Raw genomic sequence first — 16420 nt, 5'->3', positions numbered from 1 at the left:
GAGAATATCACCCGTAAAAAGCGACTTATTTTATACATTAACTATATAAAAAAGAAAAAAGGAGTCTCAAATGTCAGTCGTAGTCGGCGTTGGTGTAATTATCACTAATGAAAATGGTGAAGTATTATTAGGAAAACGTTGTGGAAAACATGCCCCTTATTGGTCAATTTTTGGTGGGCATGTTGATGAAGGTGAAACTTTTGAGCAATGTGCAATTCGAGAAATAGAAGAAGAAATTGGTATTGCGATCACTGAGCCACAAGTGATTGGTATTAGCAATAATCTAGAAACTTATCAATTAGAAGGTAAACACACAGTTTCTATTTGTATGATCGCACAACATCAAGGTGACGAACCTAAATTGATGGAACCAGATAAATGTTCTGAACTTCGCTGGTGTTCACCTGATGATTTACCTGAGCCACACTTTGAAGCCAGTCGCAATTCTATTGCATTATGGAAAAGTAAGCAGTTTTATCAAGGCTAATTAAAAACGCCCTATCACTTTCATTATTCTGGATCTTTTTTGTTCAGAATAATGTTTGAATTATCTATTTCTGCGCAAATTTTCACTTTTTTATAGCGATATTTCTTTATCATTTCTAATAATTCTCACTCTAATCTATTGATTTATATAATTACCTTCTCCTATTGTATTATTTTTACTCACTTTTTTCTTTTATAAAGCACAATAACCTCTATTTACACCTTTATAGCAAAAGTGTATTCTTTACACCATCAAGCTAGTACATTGAGTCAATTTTATAAGGACATCCTATGTCAGAAGTCACATCAATAACAAAGCGCCCATCCATACTTGGTGGTGCAATGATCATTGCTGGCACCGCTGTGGGTGCAGGCATGTTTTCCATTCCTATTGTGACTTCCGGTGTCTGGTTTACCGGTTCTATTTTTCTTCTGATCTACACTTGGTTTTGTTTATTTATGTCGGGGTTAATGATTTTAGAAGTAAACCTTCATTATCCTTTAGGCTCAAGCTTTCATACCATTACCAAAGACTTATTAGGAAAAGGTTGGAGCACCATTAATGGACTATCTATTGCGTTTGTTCTTTATATTTTAACTTACGCTTATATTTCTGCGGGTAGCTCCATTATTGTGCAAAACTTTGCAAATGTGATAAGCGTCCCTCAAGCTATTGCTGGTTTAGTCTTTGCATTAATTGTTGCTTTCTTTGTTTGGTTATCAACACGCGCAGTAGATAGATTAAGCACCATTTTAATTGGTGGTATGGTAATTGCCTTTGTGTTAGCTATTGGCGGTCTATTTACGGAAGTAAAAATGCCAGTGTTATTTAACACTAACGAAAACAATGCAAGCTACTTGCCTTATGCTTTAGCCGCATTACCTTATTTACTGACCTCATTTGGTTATCACGGCAATATTCCAGGCTTAGTGACGTATTACCGTAAAGATGGTAAAGCTGTTATGAAAAGCTTGCTTATTGGTACATTGATTTCACTGGCAATTTATATTTTATGGCAGTTTGTTGTACAAGGTAATATTCCTCGCGAAGATTTCAAACAAGTAATTGCTGATGGTGGGAATATTGGTAACTTATTAGCACAAATGCGTTCAACAACCGCCAATGCCTCTGTATCAATGTTATTAGACTTTTTCTCTTATATGGCACTAGCAAGTTCATTCTTAGGAGTGTCATTAGGATTATTCGATTACTTAGCAGACTTTTTTAAGTTTTCAAATACAAGAAGTGGTCGATTTAAATCTGCATTAGTAACGTTTATACCACCGACTATTTTGGCAATTATTTTTCCTGATGGTTTCTTATATGCCATTGGTTTTGCAGGACTGGCAGCAACCATTTGGGCTGCAATTATTCCAGCATTAATGGCAAAAGCGAGTCGTGAACGTAATCAAAGTCAAAGCTTTAAAGCGCCCGGTGGTATGTTTATGATTGGATTCGTCATTTTGTTTGGTGTTATCAATGCCAGCGCACATATTTTAGCGAACTTTAATCTTCTGCCTATCTACCGTTAATTTCTTTTCTAAAAGCCTGTATCTAAAGCCAGCTCCACTTCAGCTGGCTTTGTTTTTTCATCAAATCTTATAAAAAAATGTGCGAATAACTTGCCAAGTTTCTGCACTGCGAGTAATTTTGTCGCCATTATCGTCAATGTTATTTAATGGAAGGTTTTATATGGCAAAAGCCAATGAAATTAAACGTGGTATGGCTGTTAGTTATAACAACAAGTTATTACTGGTAAAAGATATCGACATCCAAGCACCAAGTGCTCGTGGTGCAAGTACACTGTACAAAATGCGTTTTACTGATATCCGTACAGGCCAAAAAGTAGAAGAGCGTTTTAAAGGCGATGATATGATTGATACCATCAGCTTAACACGTCGTGCTGTGAGCTTTTCTTACATTGATGGTGATGAATATATCTTTATGGATAATGAAGATTACACACCGTATACCTTCAAAAAAGATCAAATTGAAGATGAATTACTGTTTATTCCTGAGGAAGGCTTAGCAGGAATGCAAGTATTAACAATGGATGGTCAAGTTTTAGCATTAGAACTGCCACAAACTGTTGATATGGAAATTGTTGAAACTGTTCCAGGTATTAAAGGCGCTTCTGCAAGTGCTCGTACTAAACCTGCAACATTGCCAACAGGGTTAGTTATTCAGGTTCCTGAATACCTTTCTACTGGCGATAAAGTTCGTATTCATATTGCTGAACGTCGCTATATGGGCCGAGCTGACTAATCAACAGTCAGAAACCCTACTCATTAGCGTATAGCTAATGTTGCTTTAAATAGGTCAGATAATCGTAAGAAACCCAATGTGACAAACGATTATTTGACTTGTTTATCTTTTGCAACCTACCTCTGTCTACCCACAGACACCTTAAAAATAGTGAACGTCAATAACACCATTCTTTTGGATATCATCCATCCAACGGATCTCAGCCTTGCCCATATCTTGAGGCAAAATAATAGTTTGTTGGGATTTATCAAAAGACGCAGGAACAATAGATTGAGTAGATGTAAACACTTTGTTGTGTTTGTAACATTGGTATTCAGCTTTATCAAATGTGAAATTCATCTCACATGCAGGATCCACAATCGCACCCCGCAGATAAATCTGCCCTGTTGTTTGCATAGGATCAGATGCCCAAGCTAATGATATCGAACTGGAAACGAGAAGACTGCATACTACGGTCAGATATTTTCTCATAACGACCTCACTTCTTGTTTGCGCTAGCAGGTATGAGGATCACACCTACCCGACATATTTTCATCATAGCAATAAAATATGACATTCATATAGACATAAGAGGAATATTTGATGTCTATCAAATATAAGTGTTCGATGTTTATAAATAAGAAATCAACGTTGATTAAACTTAAGTCAAATATTTTTAACTTTAATAACAATTCTATAAAAGCATTAAAATTTTATTTAATTAATACAATTATTTTTATTATTAGGTCTATGGGAAACTAATTATAAACAATGTTCATTACAGCTAAATTATCATTAATCCATTTAATATCCATAGAGCCTTTGTTGTTAATCAATTTAGAATTAAAGTGCTTATTCCTTTCTAACTGATATTGAGATTCTTGCATTTCAGTTCCATTCCAACAGCTTGTTTTAAAAGTGTTTTTCTCTGTATCCATTAGGCAATTGCCCTCAACAATTGCACCAACAAAAGTTATAGTTCCGGAACCAATGACTTTATTTTCCTTAGCAAAAGTAGGTGTACTTAATAATAAAGTTAAGCACGTAGCAGCAATACATAACTTATTCAAAACTAGCCTCCTATGATTATTGGGGTGTGTAAATTCCACAAGCCAATATGTTATTAAAGTCCTAACTAATATCGGCTTGTTACTTTATTTATTTAACTTTTATCTTTAATTAAAGAATAGAAAAAAATTATATAATACTCAAATTACGAGTATCAAGAAAAAATATTCTAAATTTGAGTTAAGTGAGTATGAAAAAATCCAACAGAAATGAAACTAAAGTATAACATTTACACAAACAGCAAATTGCAAAGATCTATTTTTTTATTTTGGTTATAGTTCTATAATTAAACTCAAACTTTTTGTGATCAAGATCACCAAACACACGCAAAATTTGTCATTTTATTATTATGAAACTTTCTTATTTTCACCAAAAAGCACTCGCTATTTTTCTACTTAATCTTGCAGGTCTAATTATTTTTTTCTCTTGGTATCTTCCAGCACAACATGGATTTTGGCTATCAATTGACACTCATATTTTTTATTTTTTTAATCAGCACATTTTACCTGATACTTTTTTTGCCTCTTTTGTGGCTTATACCAATAATAGGAAGTTTGATTTAGTTATTTTGCTGGCGATGGGTGCACTTTATTACAATACATTCCGTAAAAAAGATTATATGGGTAAACGCCATCTTGTCATTGTGGGATTAGTGATGGTAATAAGTGCAGTGCTGATTAATCAATTGGGACAAAATATTCCCATTGAAAGACCAAGCCCAACACTTCATTTTCAAGATGTGCATAGAGTGGGCGTTGTGACTGGTATTCCTACAAAAGATGCCTCAGGTGATAGCTTCCCTGGCGATCATGGTTTGATGCTACTTATCTTCTGTAGCTTTATATTACGTTATCTCTCGTTTCGTTCTTTCTTATGTGCTCTTCTTATTACTGTCGTATTTTCATTACCAAGAGTTATGGCCGGTGCACACTGGGCATCAGATATATTAGTTGGTTCTATTTCTTTAACTTTAATCACAACAAGTTGGTTATTAATTACACCATTATCAGATATTATTGTCAGACAATTAGAAAAATATCTTCCTTTTAAAAAATAAAAGGGAAAACACATTTAATTTATTAAAAGAGAATAAGTGTAATATTGCACTTATTCTTTTGGTCATTTTTTTGACAATTAAATGATATTATTATGACAAAATGAGATCTATTTTAAGTATTAGCACTTTATTATCTAATGTTTTGTAAATTAAGCTCCTTTTCTCTCGCCATTTAGCCCCTCTTTCTGTACACTTTTCTGGTTTCTTCATTATTTATTGTTTAATGTGGATATTTACGTGCTTTAGAGCACGTTTTTCGCGAAATAGGGTTGCCAGAGTTAAATTACACTATATTCTCTGGTTATTTGGTGAATAATTCATGTGCGCTTCTGCACGTAAGGATGTAAGGGAAATCTGTCACAATGAGAACAAAACCGTATATGAGAATGCTTAAGCTCATACCGGCGTTCATTGTTGTAGCTACGCTATCAGCATGTAGCTCACAGAACGCAAATTCACGCTTAGCGAATTCAAGCACTACCCCACTTAATACATCATCAAGCACATCTATTTCCCAAGCATCACAAGATGAATTTGAATCATTGGTGAAGAATCTCGATATAAAATCTAAGATACTTGACCAATATGCAGACTGGAAAGGCGTCGCTTATCGTTTAGGTGGAGATACTAAAAAAGGCATCGACTGTTCTGCCTTTGTACAAAGAACCTTTCTTGACCAATTCGGTGTAGAACTTCCTCGCTCGACCTCAGACCAGCAGTTCTCTGGTACCCAGGTTAATAAATCAAAATTACAAGCAGGCGATCTCGTTCTATTCAAAACAGGCCGTACTATGCGCCATGTTGGAATTTACATCGGTAATGATAAATTTGTACATGCATCCACCAGCAATGGTGTAACAGTGTCAGAAATGTCTAATGTCTACTGGAACAAACGTTTTTATGCAGCAAGACGTGTTATTGACAAAAATGACGCAGCGCTTGTTGAAAACAACCTTTCGCAAAATGTATTAAGATAATTAATTCCCTTATATCTTATTGCAATAAAAAAGCCTCATTAAAATAAATAATGAGGCTTTTTTTATATTCTTGGCCATGCTTAAACCGCACAGTAACTACATTGGTTTTATAACATTAACTAGGTGTTATAAATAAGAATATGCCGTTGGGAATGGCTCTGCAATAGCGACACCCGCGTTTTTTAAGCAACATAATGCAGCACATTCATCGTCGCTATGAAGGAAAAGGCAAGGAGCTCCATCCCACTCAATCACAACGCTATCAATATGGAGATTACTCAGATACTGACGCAAATTCTGTATTGCTTCATCCAGTGTCATACCATCATGACTTAATAATTTTAAGCCAATTAGCGTATTTTGCTTTCCAGCATCATTTTCAGGCAGTATTTCTACTCTTGTGCCTGCAAAGCCTGCTAGCCACCGATAACTCAGCGGCAGCTTATGAACTACCGAAAGTTGTACATTATCCACAAATCAATCCTGTTTCATCAACACGTTAATTTAATACATCATCAATACGAGTTTGAACTGACTTGCTCACACGCATATTAGAACTTTGTTAATCATAGAACATAAATATTACAATTGCTTTACAAAAAAGCGAAGAGACGTATCAAACCATTCTTTTAGCTTAGCGTTTGCAGATATTCATGCCTACAATGCTTAATCTCTTCAATTATTCTTCCATTTATTTAACATTTTATCAACCATATAAAATAATTGCATAAAATATTACGCATTCATGTAAAACAATCCATCAATTTTTATCACGATACTTCATATCAACAAAACAATAATAGATGATTATTAAAATAAATTTTACTTAATTTAACAAAAAAACAACATCAGGTATTGATTCAAATCAAAAAATCACACTAATTTGAAACGATTCATGAAATACAGCAGAGGAAAATGTGGTGTTTTTAGAGGAAATAGAGACAGGAAAAGAGGAGCACGCTATAAATTTCTGTTATTTATAGCGTGATGTTCTTATTTATAACGACGAGCAAGCAAAATAAACCCCATAGCAAACAGTACACAGAATGCCATAGAGCTTACCATTGGCCATTCTGATTTTGCTGGTAGCATAGCAATAGCCGTTCCAACTAACGCACCAACACCAAAACGCACTGTTCCTGCGAGAGAAGAAACCGTTCCTGCCATATGGGGATAGTCATCAAGAATAACGGCCATCGCATTCGATGTGATCATTGCGATCCCGCCCACATACATTGCTACACCCACAACAAGGAAATAGAAATGTAAATTAAGAGCGACCACCAGCAATAAAAAGATCCCCATAATACATTGAATAGTTAATCCTAGGCGTAACATATTCAACGCACCAAATCGACGAACATATCGCCCATTAATGCTTGTCATCACAATTAAGAAGATGATATTAAAGCCAAAATATAATCCAAATTGATCAAAGGGAATACCATGCAATTCGATATAGACAAAAGGGCCAGCACTAAGAAATGAAAACATGCCAGCAAAAGAAAAACCTGAAGCCAAAATATAGCAAAGGACACGACGTGTTCTAAACAGACTAATAAATTGGCTAAATGTCACTCTTAAGCTAAAGCGTTGGCGACGCTCTTTTGGTAATGTTTCTGGAATATAAAAAGCAATTAATGCAGATGCAATCACGGCGGCTATCGCGATACTCCAGAAAATAGCATGCCATGAAAACCAATTCATCACCCAAGCACCTAATAGTGGCGCTAATAAAGGTGCGATAGTCATAACAAGTGCAACAAAAGACATACTTCTAGAGAAGTCATCTCTAGAGAACATATCTCTCATCAATGCATTAATAACAACACTTGCCGCAGCTGCTGCAAAACCATGTAAAAAGCGCATACCAATTAGCACATCTATTGATTCAGATAATGCACATGCACTAGAGGCAAAAGCAAAAACAATTACGCCGCCCAAAATGACAGGCTTACGTCCCAAGCTATCAGCCATAGGACCATAGACTAATTGCCCAATAGCAAAACCAAAAATATAGATACTTAATGTCATTTGTACTTTGCCACTTGGCACACCAAAATCTTGCGCAATAGTAGGTAAACTTGGCAAATACATATCTATAGCCAATGGCATAAGCATGGAAATAAGTCCCAGTATTAAAATGAGACTAAAGTACGACGAACGTTGCTGTTGCACGCAGATAAACTCCCAAAAACGACAGGATAAATAATAATTATTGAGGTAAGTGAATGCTGTTGATCTCTTCTTCTGTTAATGGACGATATTCGCCCTCAGCTAAAGTCTCATCTAATGTAATATCACCAATACGCTCACGATGTAATGCACTTACATGATTACCCACTGCTGCAAACATACGTTTTACTTGGTGATATTTGCCTTCACTAATAGTAAGTTTGACTTCTGTTGGCGTAATAATTTCTAACGTGGCGGGTTTTGTTAGGTCTTTTTCACCGTTGAGTTGAACACCCTTTTGGAATTGTTCAGCAACACCCTCTCCAATCGGCTCTTCTAACGTAACCAGATAGGTTTTCTCACAATGATGTTTTGGTGCCGTAATACGATGTGACCATTGACCATTATCCGTTAATAAAACAAGTCCTGTTGTATCAATATCTAAACGCCCAGCAGCATGTAATTTATGAGCCAAAGGTTCATCAATAAAATAGAGGATAGTTGGATTAACTGGATCGTCTGTTGAACATACATAGCCAATTGGCTTATTCAACATAAAGTAGCGAGGCCCTAAAATTTGAGTTAAGACATTACCGTCGTAAGCTACTTCTTGCTCTGGTGCAATTTTGGTTGAACCGCTTTTCACCATTTCGCCATCAATTGTTACAAGCCCTGCTCTTAATTCACGAAGGATCAAGCTACGGCTAATACCCAATTGCTGGGATAAAAATTTATCTAATCGCATGAATTTCTCTGAAAAATGGAAGAATACCATCTGATATGAGGTATCTATTAAAAATGAATATTAACAATAAAACAACTAATTAATTTATAAATAAACTATCACGCTCTTTACTCCTCCCTTATTCGCGCTACCTATAAAAAAATGTTACGCTGACGCCCCGTTTGATTTCTTATATAGAGTTATGGCTTTTACACTCAGACCTTATCAACTTGACGCTGTTAACGCGACAATCTCTTATTTTCGCCAACACAATACACCTGCGGTAATTGTATTACCTACTGGCGCAGGGAAAAGTTTAGTGATTGCAGAACTCGCTAAAAGAGCACGCGGACGTGTATTGGTGTTAGCACACGTAAAAGAATTAGTAGAACAGAACCATAGCAAATATGAGGCTTATGGTCTATCTGCAGATATTTTTGCTGCTGGCTTACAACAAAAAGAGAGTAGCGGGAAAGTTGTTTTTGGTAGTGTGCAATCTGTTGCCCGTAATTTATCGCGGTTTAGTGATACTTTTTCTCTTCTTATTATTGATGAATGCCATCGCATTAGTTTGTCTGAAGATAGCCAATATCAGCAAGTCATTAAACAATTGCAATCCATTAATCCACAATTACGTATCTTAGGATTAACTGCAACACCTTATCGTTTACCTACGGGTTGGATTTATCAATATCATTATCACGGTATGATCAGAGGTGATGAAAACTGCTTTTTCCGCGATTGTATCTATGAATTGCCTTTACGCTATATGATAAGCAATCATTTTTTAGTTCCACCAACTCGCCTAGATATGCCTATATTGCAATACGACTTTAACCAAGTAAGAACAAGTCAAAATGGGATATTTAATGAGGAAGATCTAAACCGTGAAATAAAGAGACAAAAACGTATTACGCCTCATATTGTCGCTCAAATTATTGAATATGCGCAAAATTGCCGAGGAGTAATGATATTTGCGGCGACAGTTGAACATGCAAAAGAGATCCTTTCTCTTTTACCACAAGATGAAGCAGCATTAGTCAGTGCGGATACCCCCTCTTATGAACGTGATGATCTTATTTCCCGTTTTAAACAGCAACAATTACGTTATATGGTCAATGTTGCCGTACTAACAACAGGTTTTGATGCACCTCATGTTGATTTAATTGCTATCTTACGCCCCACTGAGTCTGTGAGTTTATACCAGCAAATTGTAGGACGGGGATTAAGATTATTTGCAGGAAAAACAGAATGCCTGATTTTAGATTATGCAGGTAATCCTCATGATCTCTATCTACCCGAAGTTGGTACTAAAAAACCCAATCCAAATAGTCAGCCGGTACAAGTTTTTTGTCCTATTTGCCAATTTGCCAATACCTTTTGGGGAATTGTAGATGCTGATGGGGATATCATTGAACACTATGGTCGCCGTTGCCAAGGTTGGGAACTCAATGAACAAGGGCAAAAACAGCAATGTGAATTTCGTTTCCGCTTTAAATTGTGTCCTCATTGTAATGAAGAAAATGATATTGCAGCACGTCGCTGTGTTCATTGCGATGATATCTTGGTTGATCCTGATGATATGCTCAAAGCGGCATTAAAACTCAAAGGGGCATTAGTTCTACGCTGTGGTGGAATGCAATTTAAGTCAGGAAATGATGTTAAAGGTGAATGGTTAGAAATTAATTATTACGATGAAGAAGGCACGTCTGTCTCTGAACGTTTTCGATTAACCACCCCAGCTCAACGAAAAGTATTTGAATTAAAATTTTTACGTGAACATCAACGCGCACCAGGTGTTCCTTTTGTTTGGCATGATGCCAACGACATTATTAAACAGTTTGATTTGTTACGTCACCCCGACTTTATTGTCGCCCATAAAGGCAAAAAAGAGCGCTTCTGGAAGATAAGAAATAAGATTTTTGACTATGCAGGCCGCTACCGAAAAGCAGATACCTTATATTAATCTGGATTTATATTTGCTGTTAGAGGACTTTTTCGTTAAAATGCGCCCCGCTTTATCTATTTTTAGATAAACCAAATCTCGAGCTTGTTGCTGGGTCGCCTGTAACAAGTATGTATTTTCTTTCTTTTTTATAAGAGAAAAAAGATGTTAACTATCAAAGCAACTGTACGTAAAGAGCAGGGTAAGGGTGCGAGCCGCCGCCTGCGTGTGGCTAACCGTTTTCCTGCTATCGTTTATGGCGGAAATGAAGAGCCAATCGCTATCGATTTAGATCACAACGAAGTTATCAACCAAGAACACAAATCAGAATTCTATTCAGATTTCGTAAACCTGGTTATCGATGGCAAAGAAACTAAAGTTAAAGTTAAAGCAGTGCAACGTCACGAGTATAAACCAAAAATTACTCATATCGACTTCCTGCGCGCTTAATAAGCCACCCTTCGAGCTTTATTTTTCGGGACGCCGAGCATATAACGCCACTTAATGTGGCGTTATTTGTTTCTACTATTTAATTATTTTTCTGATGCTCTACGTTGTAGCTGATCACGTAAATTAGGCGGTGTACCTTTAATGGTGAGCGTATCTGTTGCTGGATCCCAGAATATTCTCTCCCCTAATAATTTCGCATCAAAATTCACTGTTAATCCACCACCACTTCCTGAGTACTTCATCAGTTGACGTAACGTACTGCGATCTGCGGGGAATGTTTCAGCTAACTCATAGCCTTTTTCTTCAGTAAATTGAGCAAAGTTTTGATCACCCAAAGACGGTAATTCTTCGGCAAGCTCTGTTAAGGCAATTTCTTCGCCCGATTGTAATTGCTCGTTACAATAGCTATATACTTGCTCACGACAAGTTTGACGCTCTTGCTTGCCCATTTCTGAGGCTTCACAAAAATCGTCAACCGCTTGTAATAAGCCTTTATTTTGAACTTTAGCGTTTAAACCTTCTTGAGCACCTAAAAAGTCCATAAAGAAGTCAGAGACTTTACGTCCAACACGACCTTTTAAAAACGTTAAATAACGTAAAGAGTCGGGCGCCGTTTCCCATTCAGTTAAATCGATACGAGCAATAATGTCTGCATGAGGAATATCTAAATAGCGCGTTGATGACACATCAAGGCTGTCATTTACCCACATACTGTTACAACTACTAAGTACAGCAATTAAAAGGTAATCCACCGCTAAATAGCGATAGTGGCAAAATAGAACGGTGCCACCTTCTGCAAAAGGATATTTTGCTAATTCATCTTTTAGTCTCACGGTTGCTGCTCGTGAAAAACCTAAAAAGTTTTCTTCGCCTTTACGCTGTAAGCGCAGCGCTTCTGCTAATTCACTTTCTTCATTAAACAGACCATAAGCTTTACTTTTTGCACTGTATACACGATGTAACTCTTCAATCATCTCCTGAACAACGGGTTCAATTTCTAAGAGTGAATCACGTAGCACAACTTCTAATGTCTGCTCATCTCGCTTAATAAGTTGATGCAAAACTAATTGGTTAATATCTAGACTCATGGTCGTCCTCTTCTATTGCGTCTCTTTCTCGTGCGCGTATTCAAACACTCCCTACTTTCAGTATCAAGGGAAAATTAATTAATTTAATAGCGGAAAAAGACCTAGTAATACGGTAATATATAGCGTTTTATTCATTTAGTAGGAATTCAGATTTTATGCCACAAAAATCCCGTTATAGTGATGAACAAGTTGAGCAATTACTTGCAGAACTTGTCAGCGTTCTTGAAAAACATCATACTCCTACAGATCTTTCTTTGATGGTGTTGGGGAACATGGTGACAAACTTAATCAATACAAGCATTGCCCCTGCTCAACGAATGCTGATTGCTGATTCTTTTGTTCACGCATTGCGTGCTTCAATTGATGAAGGCAATATTCACTAATAAACATAGAAAAATTATTTATAGACATGGTAACGAGACCTCAGTCCTATCGTGAAAAAGTATCCCAAATGATCAGTTGGGGTCACTGGTTTGCGCTATTTAATATTATTCTAAGCTTACTGCTTGGGAGCCGTTACCTGTTTATTTCTGATTGGCCTGCAACTTTTGCTGGTCGTTTTTACGCTATTGTGAGTTGGATGGGACATTTTAGTTTTATTGTCTTTGCTATCTATATACTCATCCTTTTCCCTCTCACCTTCGTAGCGGTTTCTCAACGGCTACTTAGAGTCATTTCCTGTGCCCTTGCCAGTGCTGGATTAACTATCCTTATTTTTGATATCGCCGTTTACCAGCAATTTCAACTCCATTTGACTCAACTTGTTTGGGATCTCGTGATTAATCCAGATGAAGGTGAAATGGCGCGTGAATGGCAACTTATCTTTATTGGCATTCCCATCATCTTTCTTATTGAAATGCTTTTTGCAACGTGGAGTTGGCAAAAATTACGCAGCTTAAATCGCCAACGTTGGGGTAAACCATTAGCGGGTGTCTTTATTACTTGCTTTATATTATCTCACTCTATGTCAATTTGGGCTGATGCTAACTTCTATCGCCCAATCACCATGCAACGAGCTAATTTACCGCTATCGTATCCAATGACGGCGCGTAAATTCCTTGAACGTCATGGTTTTATTAATCAATCAGAATATGAGCAACGTGTTATCAGTGAGGGTAACCCAGCAGCACAAGGGATCACCTATCCTCTTGCTCCATTAATCTATGCCAAGAATACCTATTCTTATAACTTGCTGGTGGTTGTCATCGATGGTTTAGGTAACGAAGAAGTGCCTGAATTACCAAGTCTGCAACAATTCGCAAAAAATAATCTTTATTTTTCAAAGCATTACTCATCAGGCATTAATAATGACACTGCATTATTTGGCCTATTTTATGGTATTTCACCTTCTTATTTAGACAGTGTATTAAGTAGCAGAAAAAACTCTGCACTTTTCGATGCGCTAAGTTATCGGAACTACCAATTAGCAATGTTTTCAACTAATGGTTTCCAAACGCCACTGTTTAAACAAGCTGTGCTATCAGATTTTTCCCTCCCAACATCACGCAGTGGTGATAACAATGCCACAATTGATAGTTGGAGCAATTGGCTGGTCAAAAACAGCCAAACAACCCCTTGGTTCTCTTTCTTACAAATTAATGGTCACACCAATAATGCGTCTCAACGCACCACATTAAATGATCAACTTGAGACAATATTTAAGACATTACAAGAAACCAAAGTGCTAGATAATACTGTTGTAGTTGTCACTTCTAGCTATCATCAAGACAACAATAAGAAGCAGATTAATCAATGGCTTTCAAATAAGACTACCTTTAATTTAAGCCAGTCACAAGTGCCATTGATGATACATTGGCCAAATATGACGCCACAGGTTATTGATCGAATGACAAGCCATCAAGATATTATGACAACCTTAATGCAGCATGTTTTACATGTCATAAGCCCAGCTGATAACTATTCACAAGGTGAAGATTTATTCGCAAGCACCCGTAATCATCCATGGATTTTTACAGGTGATGAAGAGGCATTTGTCGTCTTTTTACAAGATAATACTTTGTTGATAGATAAGAATGGCCGGTATGCTTTATTTGATAAATCAGGACAAGAGATCAGCTCTGCAAAACCTGATTTAAAATTATTACTGCAAGTTCTGGCTGAGCAGAAGCGTTTTATTGAACGCTAGCACTATTAAGTGACGTATAAAATTACGTCACTTAATTAGCAAAGGGTTGCTTTAGCAGTCAAAAACAGTAATATACAGAGCACAAACGGCATGTAGCGCAGCCTGGTAGCGCACTGTCATGGGGTGTCAGGGGTCGTAGGTTCAAATCCTATCATGCCGACCAAAATTCCTTAGAAAAACCAACCGCTTATGGTTGGTTTTTTTATGCCTGAAATTTGCCACTGGTAAAACTCTGGTAAAACGACGACAAATCATCTCTCAAAATCACCCTTTCTTTAGCTCATAAAATTGCCCTTTTCTCCTTGCTATTCTATTCGTTACCTTATATAAATTACTGTATAAAAATACAGTAAAATAGGTGATACCATGATTAAACTCGAAATCAATAATGCGGAATATATTGCTCAGTTAGAAGAGGCTCGTTTATCTGCAGATAACCCGTATGGCTATCTGTTTATGGATATTATCTTTTCTGATCCAAAGTTTGATGAGAATACATTTGAAATGAAGAATGTTAAGCGAGAACCGATGAGAACCTATATGACGGAGGATGTGGCTAGGGATTTGCTTGAGCAATTGGAGCGATTTTTATATAGTAAAAATACTGTGTATAATTTTTAAAAAGATAAATATTCAGTTAAACACAATTAATTTATATAAAGATTTATTTTGGAATACAGCAATGGATAGTTATGACTACACTAGTTACAGATTTTTAAAGCAATGTTTATCTGTCGAAGTGATTAAATCCAATGATAAAAAGTTTTCATGGCGTAGAGCCATGTTAAGAAGTTATAAGTGCCATGATAGGCGTTTTATTTTTTGGTGGAGGATTGCCAGTTTCTTACATCATAAAACTCATTCAAAACTCGCAAATTATATAAATCGAAAGATATCTTTAAAATATGGAGCTGAAATTAATTTAAATGCAAAAATAAAACCAGGGATATCATTTGCCCATTTATCTGGCGTCATTATCACAGGTCTAGCTACAATTGGTGAAAACTGTCACATTAGACAAAACACTACAATAGGTGTTGGTGGTTCTCGATATTCTGAAATCAAAAATAAGAGATTCATTATTATTGGTGATAACGTTGAAATCGGTGCCCATTCATGCATTATTGGTAATACACTTACCATTGGTAATAATGTTATCATTGGTGCTATGTCTTTTATAAACAAAAATATTCCAGATAATTGCACTTGTTATACAAAAAAAGAAAACATACTAATTACCAATAACGCATAACTTATTATAAGAAAGATGATACTCCATAGAAAAGCATCATCTTTCTAAATTGAATAAATTTAGTTTTAATCAAATATAGTTTCTTAATCGTCAGTGTGGTTGCAACAATATGTATTCTTGTTCCATTCTCTGTTGTTTTCATTCTAGTCCATTTATCACCATTATTTATAGTGACAAGAAGATTATCCGCAGGTATACGGATCTCTGTTAATCCAATGTCATTCCTATCCGATAACATATATAAAGAACGGCCTCGAACACCATAATGACCTTAACTGAATTTCCTTCATTTAAGGCACCGTTATAAATCTCACCAACCCAATTTTTAGGTATGTATCGACTATCGCTCTCAGCTTTTGTGTAACTACTCCCCGCAGTTGCATAACTCCCTTTAGGCTGATACTTATTATCTGACTCTGATTTTGAATAACTGTAACCGGATGGTGTGTAATTGCCTAAAGGTTGAAAACGTTGATCTGATTCTGTTTTAGAATAAGCGCCTACATCACTCGCTGTGGCATCGGCTTTTAACTCTGCTAACTCTGCCCATGCATTACCGGCAACCGGCTCGATATTGTTATTCTCAACTTTAGACTGCCAGACTTTATTTTTATGGTACACAATGGCGCGTATCGCATACGGCTTACCAGCTTCATCCCATTTTGGAAAACCAAAAGATTGAATTTCGCCAATCGCTTCCGTGATATCGTGAAATATCCCGTTCATTTTTTCACGTTCAATATCTTTCGCAGCAGGATCTGTGACTTGGTCACGTTCATAATCGTAACCATAACCTTGTGTATAGGA

General features: G+C 36.5%; 17 protein-coding genes, 1 tRNA gene and 1 pseudogene. 12 read left to right on the top strand and 7 right to left on the bottom strand.

Going from position 1 to position 16420, the window contains the following annotated elements; translation table 11 throughout:
• The first annotated feature begins 70 nt into the window (after nt 1–70).
• The 3 genes from JEP36_RS00905 (at nt 71) to yeiP (ending at nt 2752) form a co-directional block, all read left to right on the top strand.
• Complete coding sequence (locus tag JEP36_RS00905; RefSeq protein ID WP_198629765.1) at nt 71–487, top strand: nucleotide triphosphate diphosphatase NUDT15; 417 nt, start codon at nt 71–73, stop codon at nt 485–487.
• Nucleotides 488–777: 290 nt separating this feature from the next.
• Nucleotides 778–2019: a tryptophan permease gene (mtr, locus tag JEP36_RS00900; protein ID WP_196533110.1), complete on the top strand. Its 1242-nt coding sequence runs from the start codon at nt 778–780 to the stop codon at nt 2017–2019.
• A gap of 160 nt (nt 2020–2179) precedes the next feature.
• Nucleotides 2180–2752 carry an elongation factor P-like protein YeiP gene (yeiP, locus tag JEP36_RS00895; protein WP_088493223.1) on the top strand — a complete coding sequence of 191 codons (573 nt, stop codon included), beginning with the start codon at nt 2180–2182 and terminating at the stop codon, nt 2750–2752.
• Nucleotides 2753–2893: 141 nt separating this feature from the next.
• On the opposite strand, the gene JEP36_RS00890 is transcribed toward yeiP, so the two are convergent.
• Nucleotides 2894–3223 carry a hypothetical protein gene (locus JEP36_RS00890; RefSeq protein ID WP_198620664.1) on the bottom strand — a complete coding sequence of 110 codons (330 nt, stop codon included), beginning with the start codon at nt 3221–3223 and terminating at the stop codon, nt 2894–2896.
• A gap of 266 nt (nt 3224–3489) precedes the next feature.
• Nucleotides 3490–3801, bottom strand: coding sequence for a hypothetical protein (locus tag JEP36_RS00885; protein WP_109372856.1), 312 nt, complete (start codon nt 3799–3801; stop codon nt 3490–3492).
• 347 nt (nt 3802–4148) lie between these two features.
• Here JEP36_RS00885 and JEP36_RS00880 point away from each other — a divergent pair, with 347 nt between their 5' ends.
• Together JEP36_RS00880 and mepS are read left to right on the top strand one after the other, a co-directional pair.
• The gene (locus JEP36_RS00880) at nt 4149–4856 is read left to right on the top strand and encodes a phosphatase PAP2 family protein (protein WP_196533108.1); all 708 of its coding nucleotides are present in this window, start codon (nt 4149–4151) and stop codon (nt 4854–4856) included.
• 362 nt (nt 4857–5218) lie between these two features.
• Nucleotides 5219–5833, top strand: coding sequence for a bifunctional murein DD-endopeptidase/murein LD-carboxypeptidase (mepS, locus tag JEP36_RS00875; RefSeq protein WP_100157924.1), 615 nt, complete (start codon nt 5219–5221; stop codon nt 5831–5833).
• A gap of 126 nt (nt 5834–5959) precedes the next feature.
• Here the strand turns inward: mepS and JEP36_RS00870 are convergent, their stop codons facing one another.
• The 3 genes from JEP36_RS00870 to rsuA form a co-directional block, all read right to left on the bottom strand.
• Nucleotides 5960–6307 (bottom strand): YejG family protein, encoded by a 348-nt coding sequence (locus JEP36_RS00870; RefSeq protein WP_072062745.1) that lies wholly within the window; start codon nt 6305–6307, stop codon nt 5960–5962.
• 519 nt (nt 6308–6826) lie between these two features.
• On the bottom strand, nt 6827–8011 hold the full coding sequence (locus JEP36_RS00865; protein ID WP_198629764.1) for a Bcr/CflA family multidrug efflux MFS transporter: 1185 nt from the start codon (nt 8009–8011) through the stop codon (nt 6827–6829).
• 37 nt (nt 8012–8048) lie between these two features.
• A complete protein-coding gene (gene rsuA / locus JEP36_RS00860; protein WP_100157926.1) occupies nt 8049–8753 on the bottom strand; it encodes a 16S rRNA pseudouridine(516) synthase RsuA in 705 nt (234 codons plus the stop codon).
• A gap of 181 nt (nt 8754–8934) precedes the next feature.
• Between rsuA and JEP36_RS00855 the strand changes: the two genes are divergently transcribed.
• Both JEP36_RS00855 and rplY read left to right on the top strand, forming a co-directional pair.
• A complete protein-coding gene (locus tag JEP36_RS00855; protein ID WP_198629763.1) occupies nt 8935–10698 on the top strand; it encodes a DEAD/DEAH box helicase in 1764 nt (587 codons plus the stop codon).
• 144 nt (nt 10699–10842) lie between these two features.
• Entirely contained in the window at nt 10843–11127 is a 285-nt protein-coding gene (rplY, locus tag JEP36_RS00850; RefSeq protein WP_023581385.1) for a 50S ribosomal protein L25, read from the top strand.
• An 83-nt stretch (nt 11128–11210) separates the two neighbouring features.
• On the opposite strand, the gene yejK is transcribed toward rplY, so the two are convergent.
• A complete protein-coding gene (yejK, locus tag JEP36_RS00845; RefSeq protein ID WP_099074944.1) occupies nt 11211–12215 on the bottom strand; it encodes a nucleoid-associated protein YejK in 1005 nt (334 codons plus the stop codon).
• 155 nt (nt 12216–12370) lie between these two features.
• On the opposite strand from yejK, the gene JEP36_RS00840 reads away from it, so the two are divergent.
• The 5 genes from JEP36_RS00840 to JEP36_RS00820 all read left to right on the top strand — a co-directional run bounded on the left by JEP36_RS00840 (nt 12371) and on the right by JEP36_RS00820 (nt 15613).
• The gene (locus tag JEP36_RS00840; protein ID WP_004247042.1) at nt 12371–12598 is read left to right on the top strand and encodes a YejL family protein; all 228 of its coding nucleotides are present in this window, start codon (nt 12371–12373) and stop codon (nt 12596–12598) included.
• Nucleotides 12599–12624: 26 nt separating this feature from the next.
• Nucleotides 12625–14361 carry an LPS biosynthesis-modulating metalloenzyme YejM gene (yejM, locus tag JEP36_RS00835; protein WP_198620667.1) on the top strand — a complete coding sequence of 579 codons (1737 nt, stop codon included), beginning with the start codon at nt 12625–12627 and terminating at the stop codon, nt 14359–14361.
• Between the two features lie 86 nt (nt 14362–14447).
• Nucleotides 14448–14524: transfer RNA gene (locus tag JEP36_RS00830), tRNA-Pro, on the top strand.
• Between the two features lie 203 nt (nt 14525–14727).
• The gene (locus JEP36_RS00825) at nt 14728–14982 is read left to right on the top strand and encodes a hypothetical protein (protein WP_198629762.1); all 255 of its coding nucleotides are present in this window, start codon (nt 14728–14730) and stop codon (nt 14980–14982) included.
• Between the two features lie 61 nt (nt 14983–15043).
• Nucleotides 15044–15613, top strand: coding sequence for a serine acetyltransferase (locus tag JEP36_RS00820; protein WP_198629761.1), 570 nt, complete (start codon nt 15044–15046; stop codon nt 15611–15613).
• 324 nt (nt 15614–15937) lie between these two features.
• Here JEP36_RS00820 and JEP36_RS00815 read toward each other — a convergent pair.
• A pseudogene (locus JEP36_RS00815) lies at nt 15938–16420 on the bottom strand (hypothetical protein); the annotation flags it as partial.

This window comes from Proteus sp. PR00208 (assembly GCF_016238545.1).
Lineage (GTDB): Bacteria > Pseudomonadota > Gammaproteobacteria > Enterobacterales > Enterobacteriaceae > Proteus.
The sequence above is the reverse complement of the archived record's forward strand: the minus strand, read 5'-3'. Positions and strand labels throughout refer to the sequence as shown.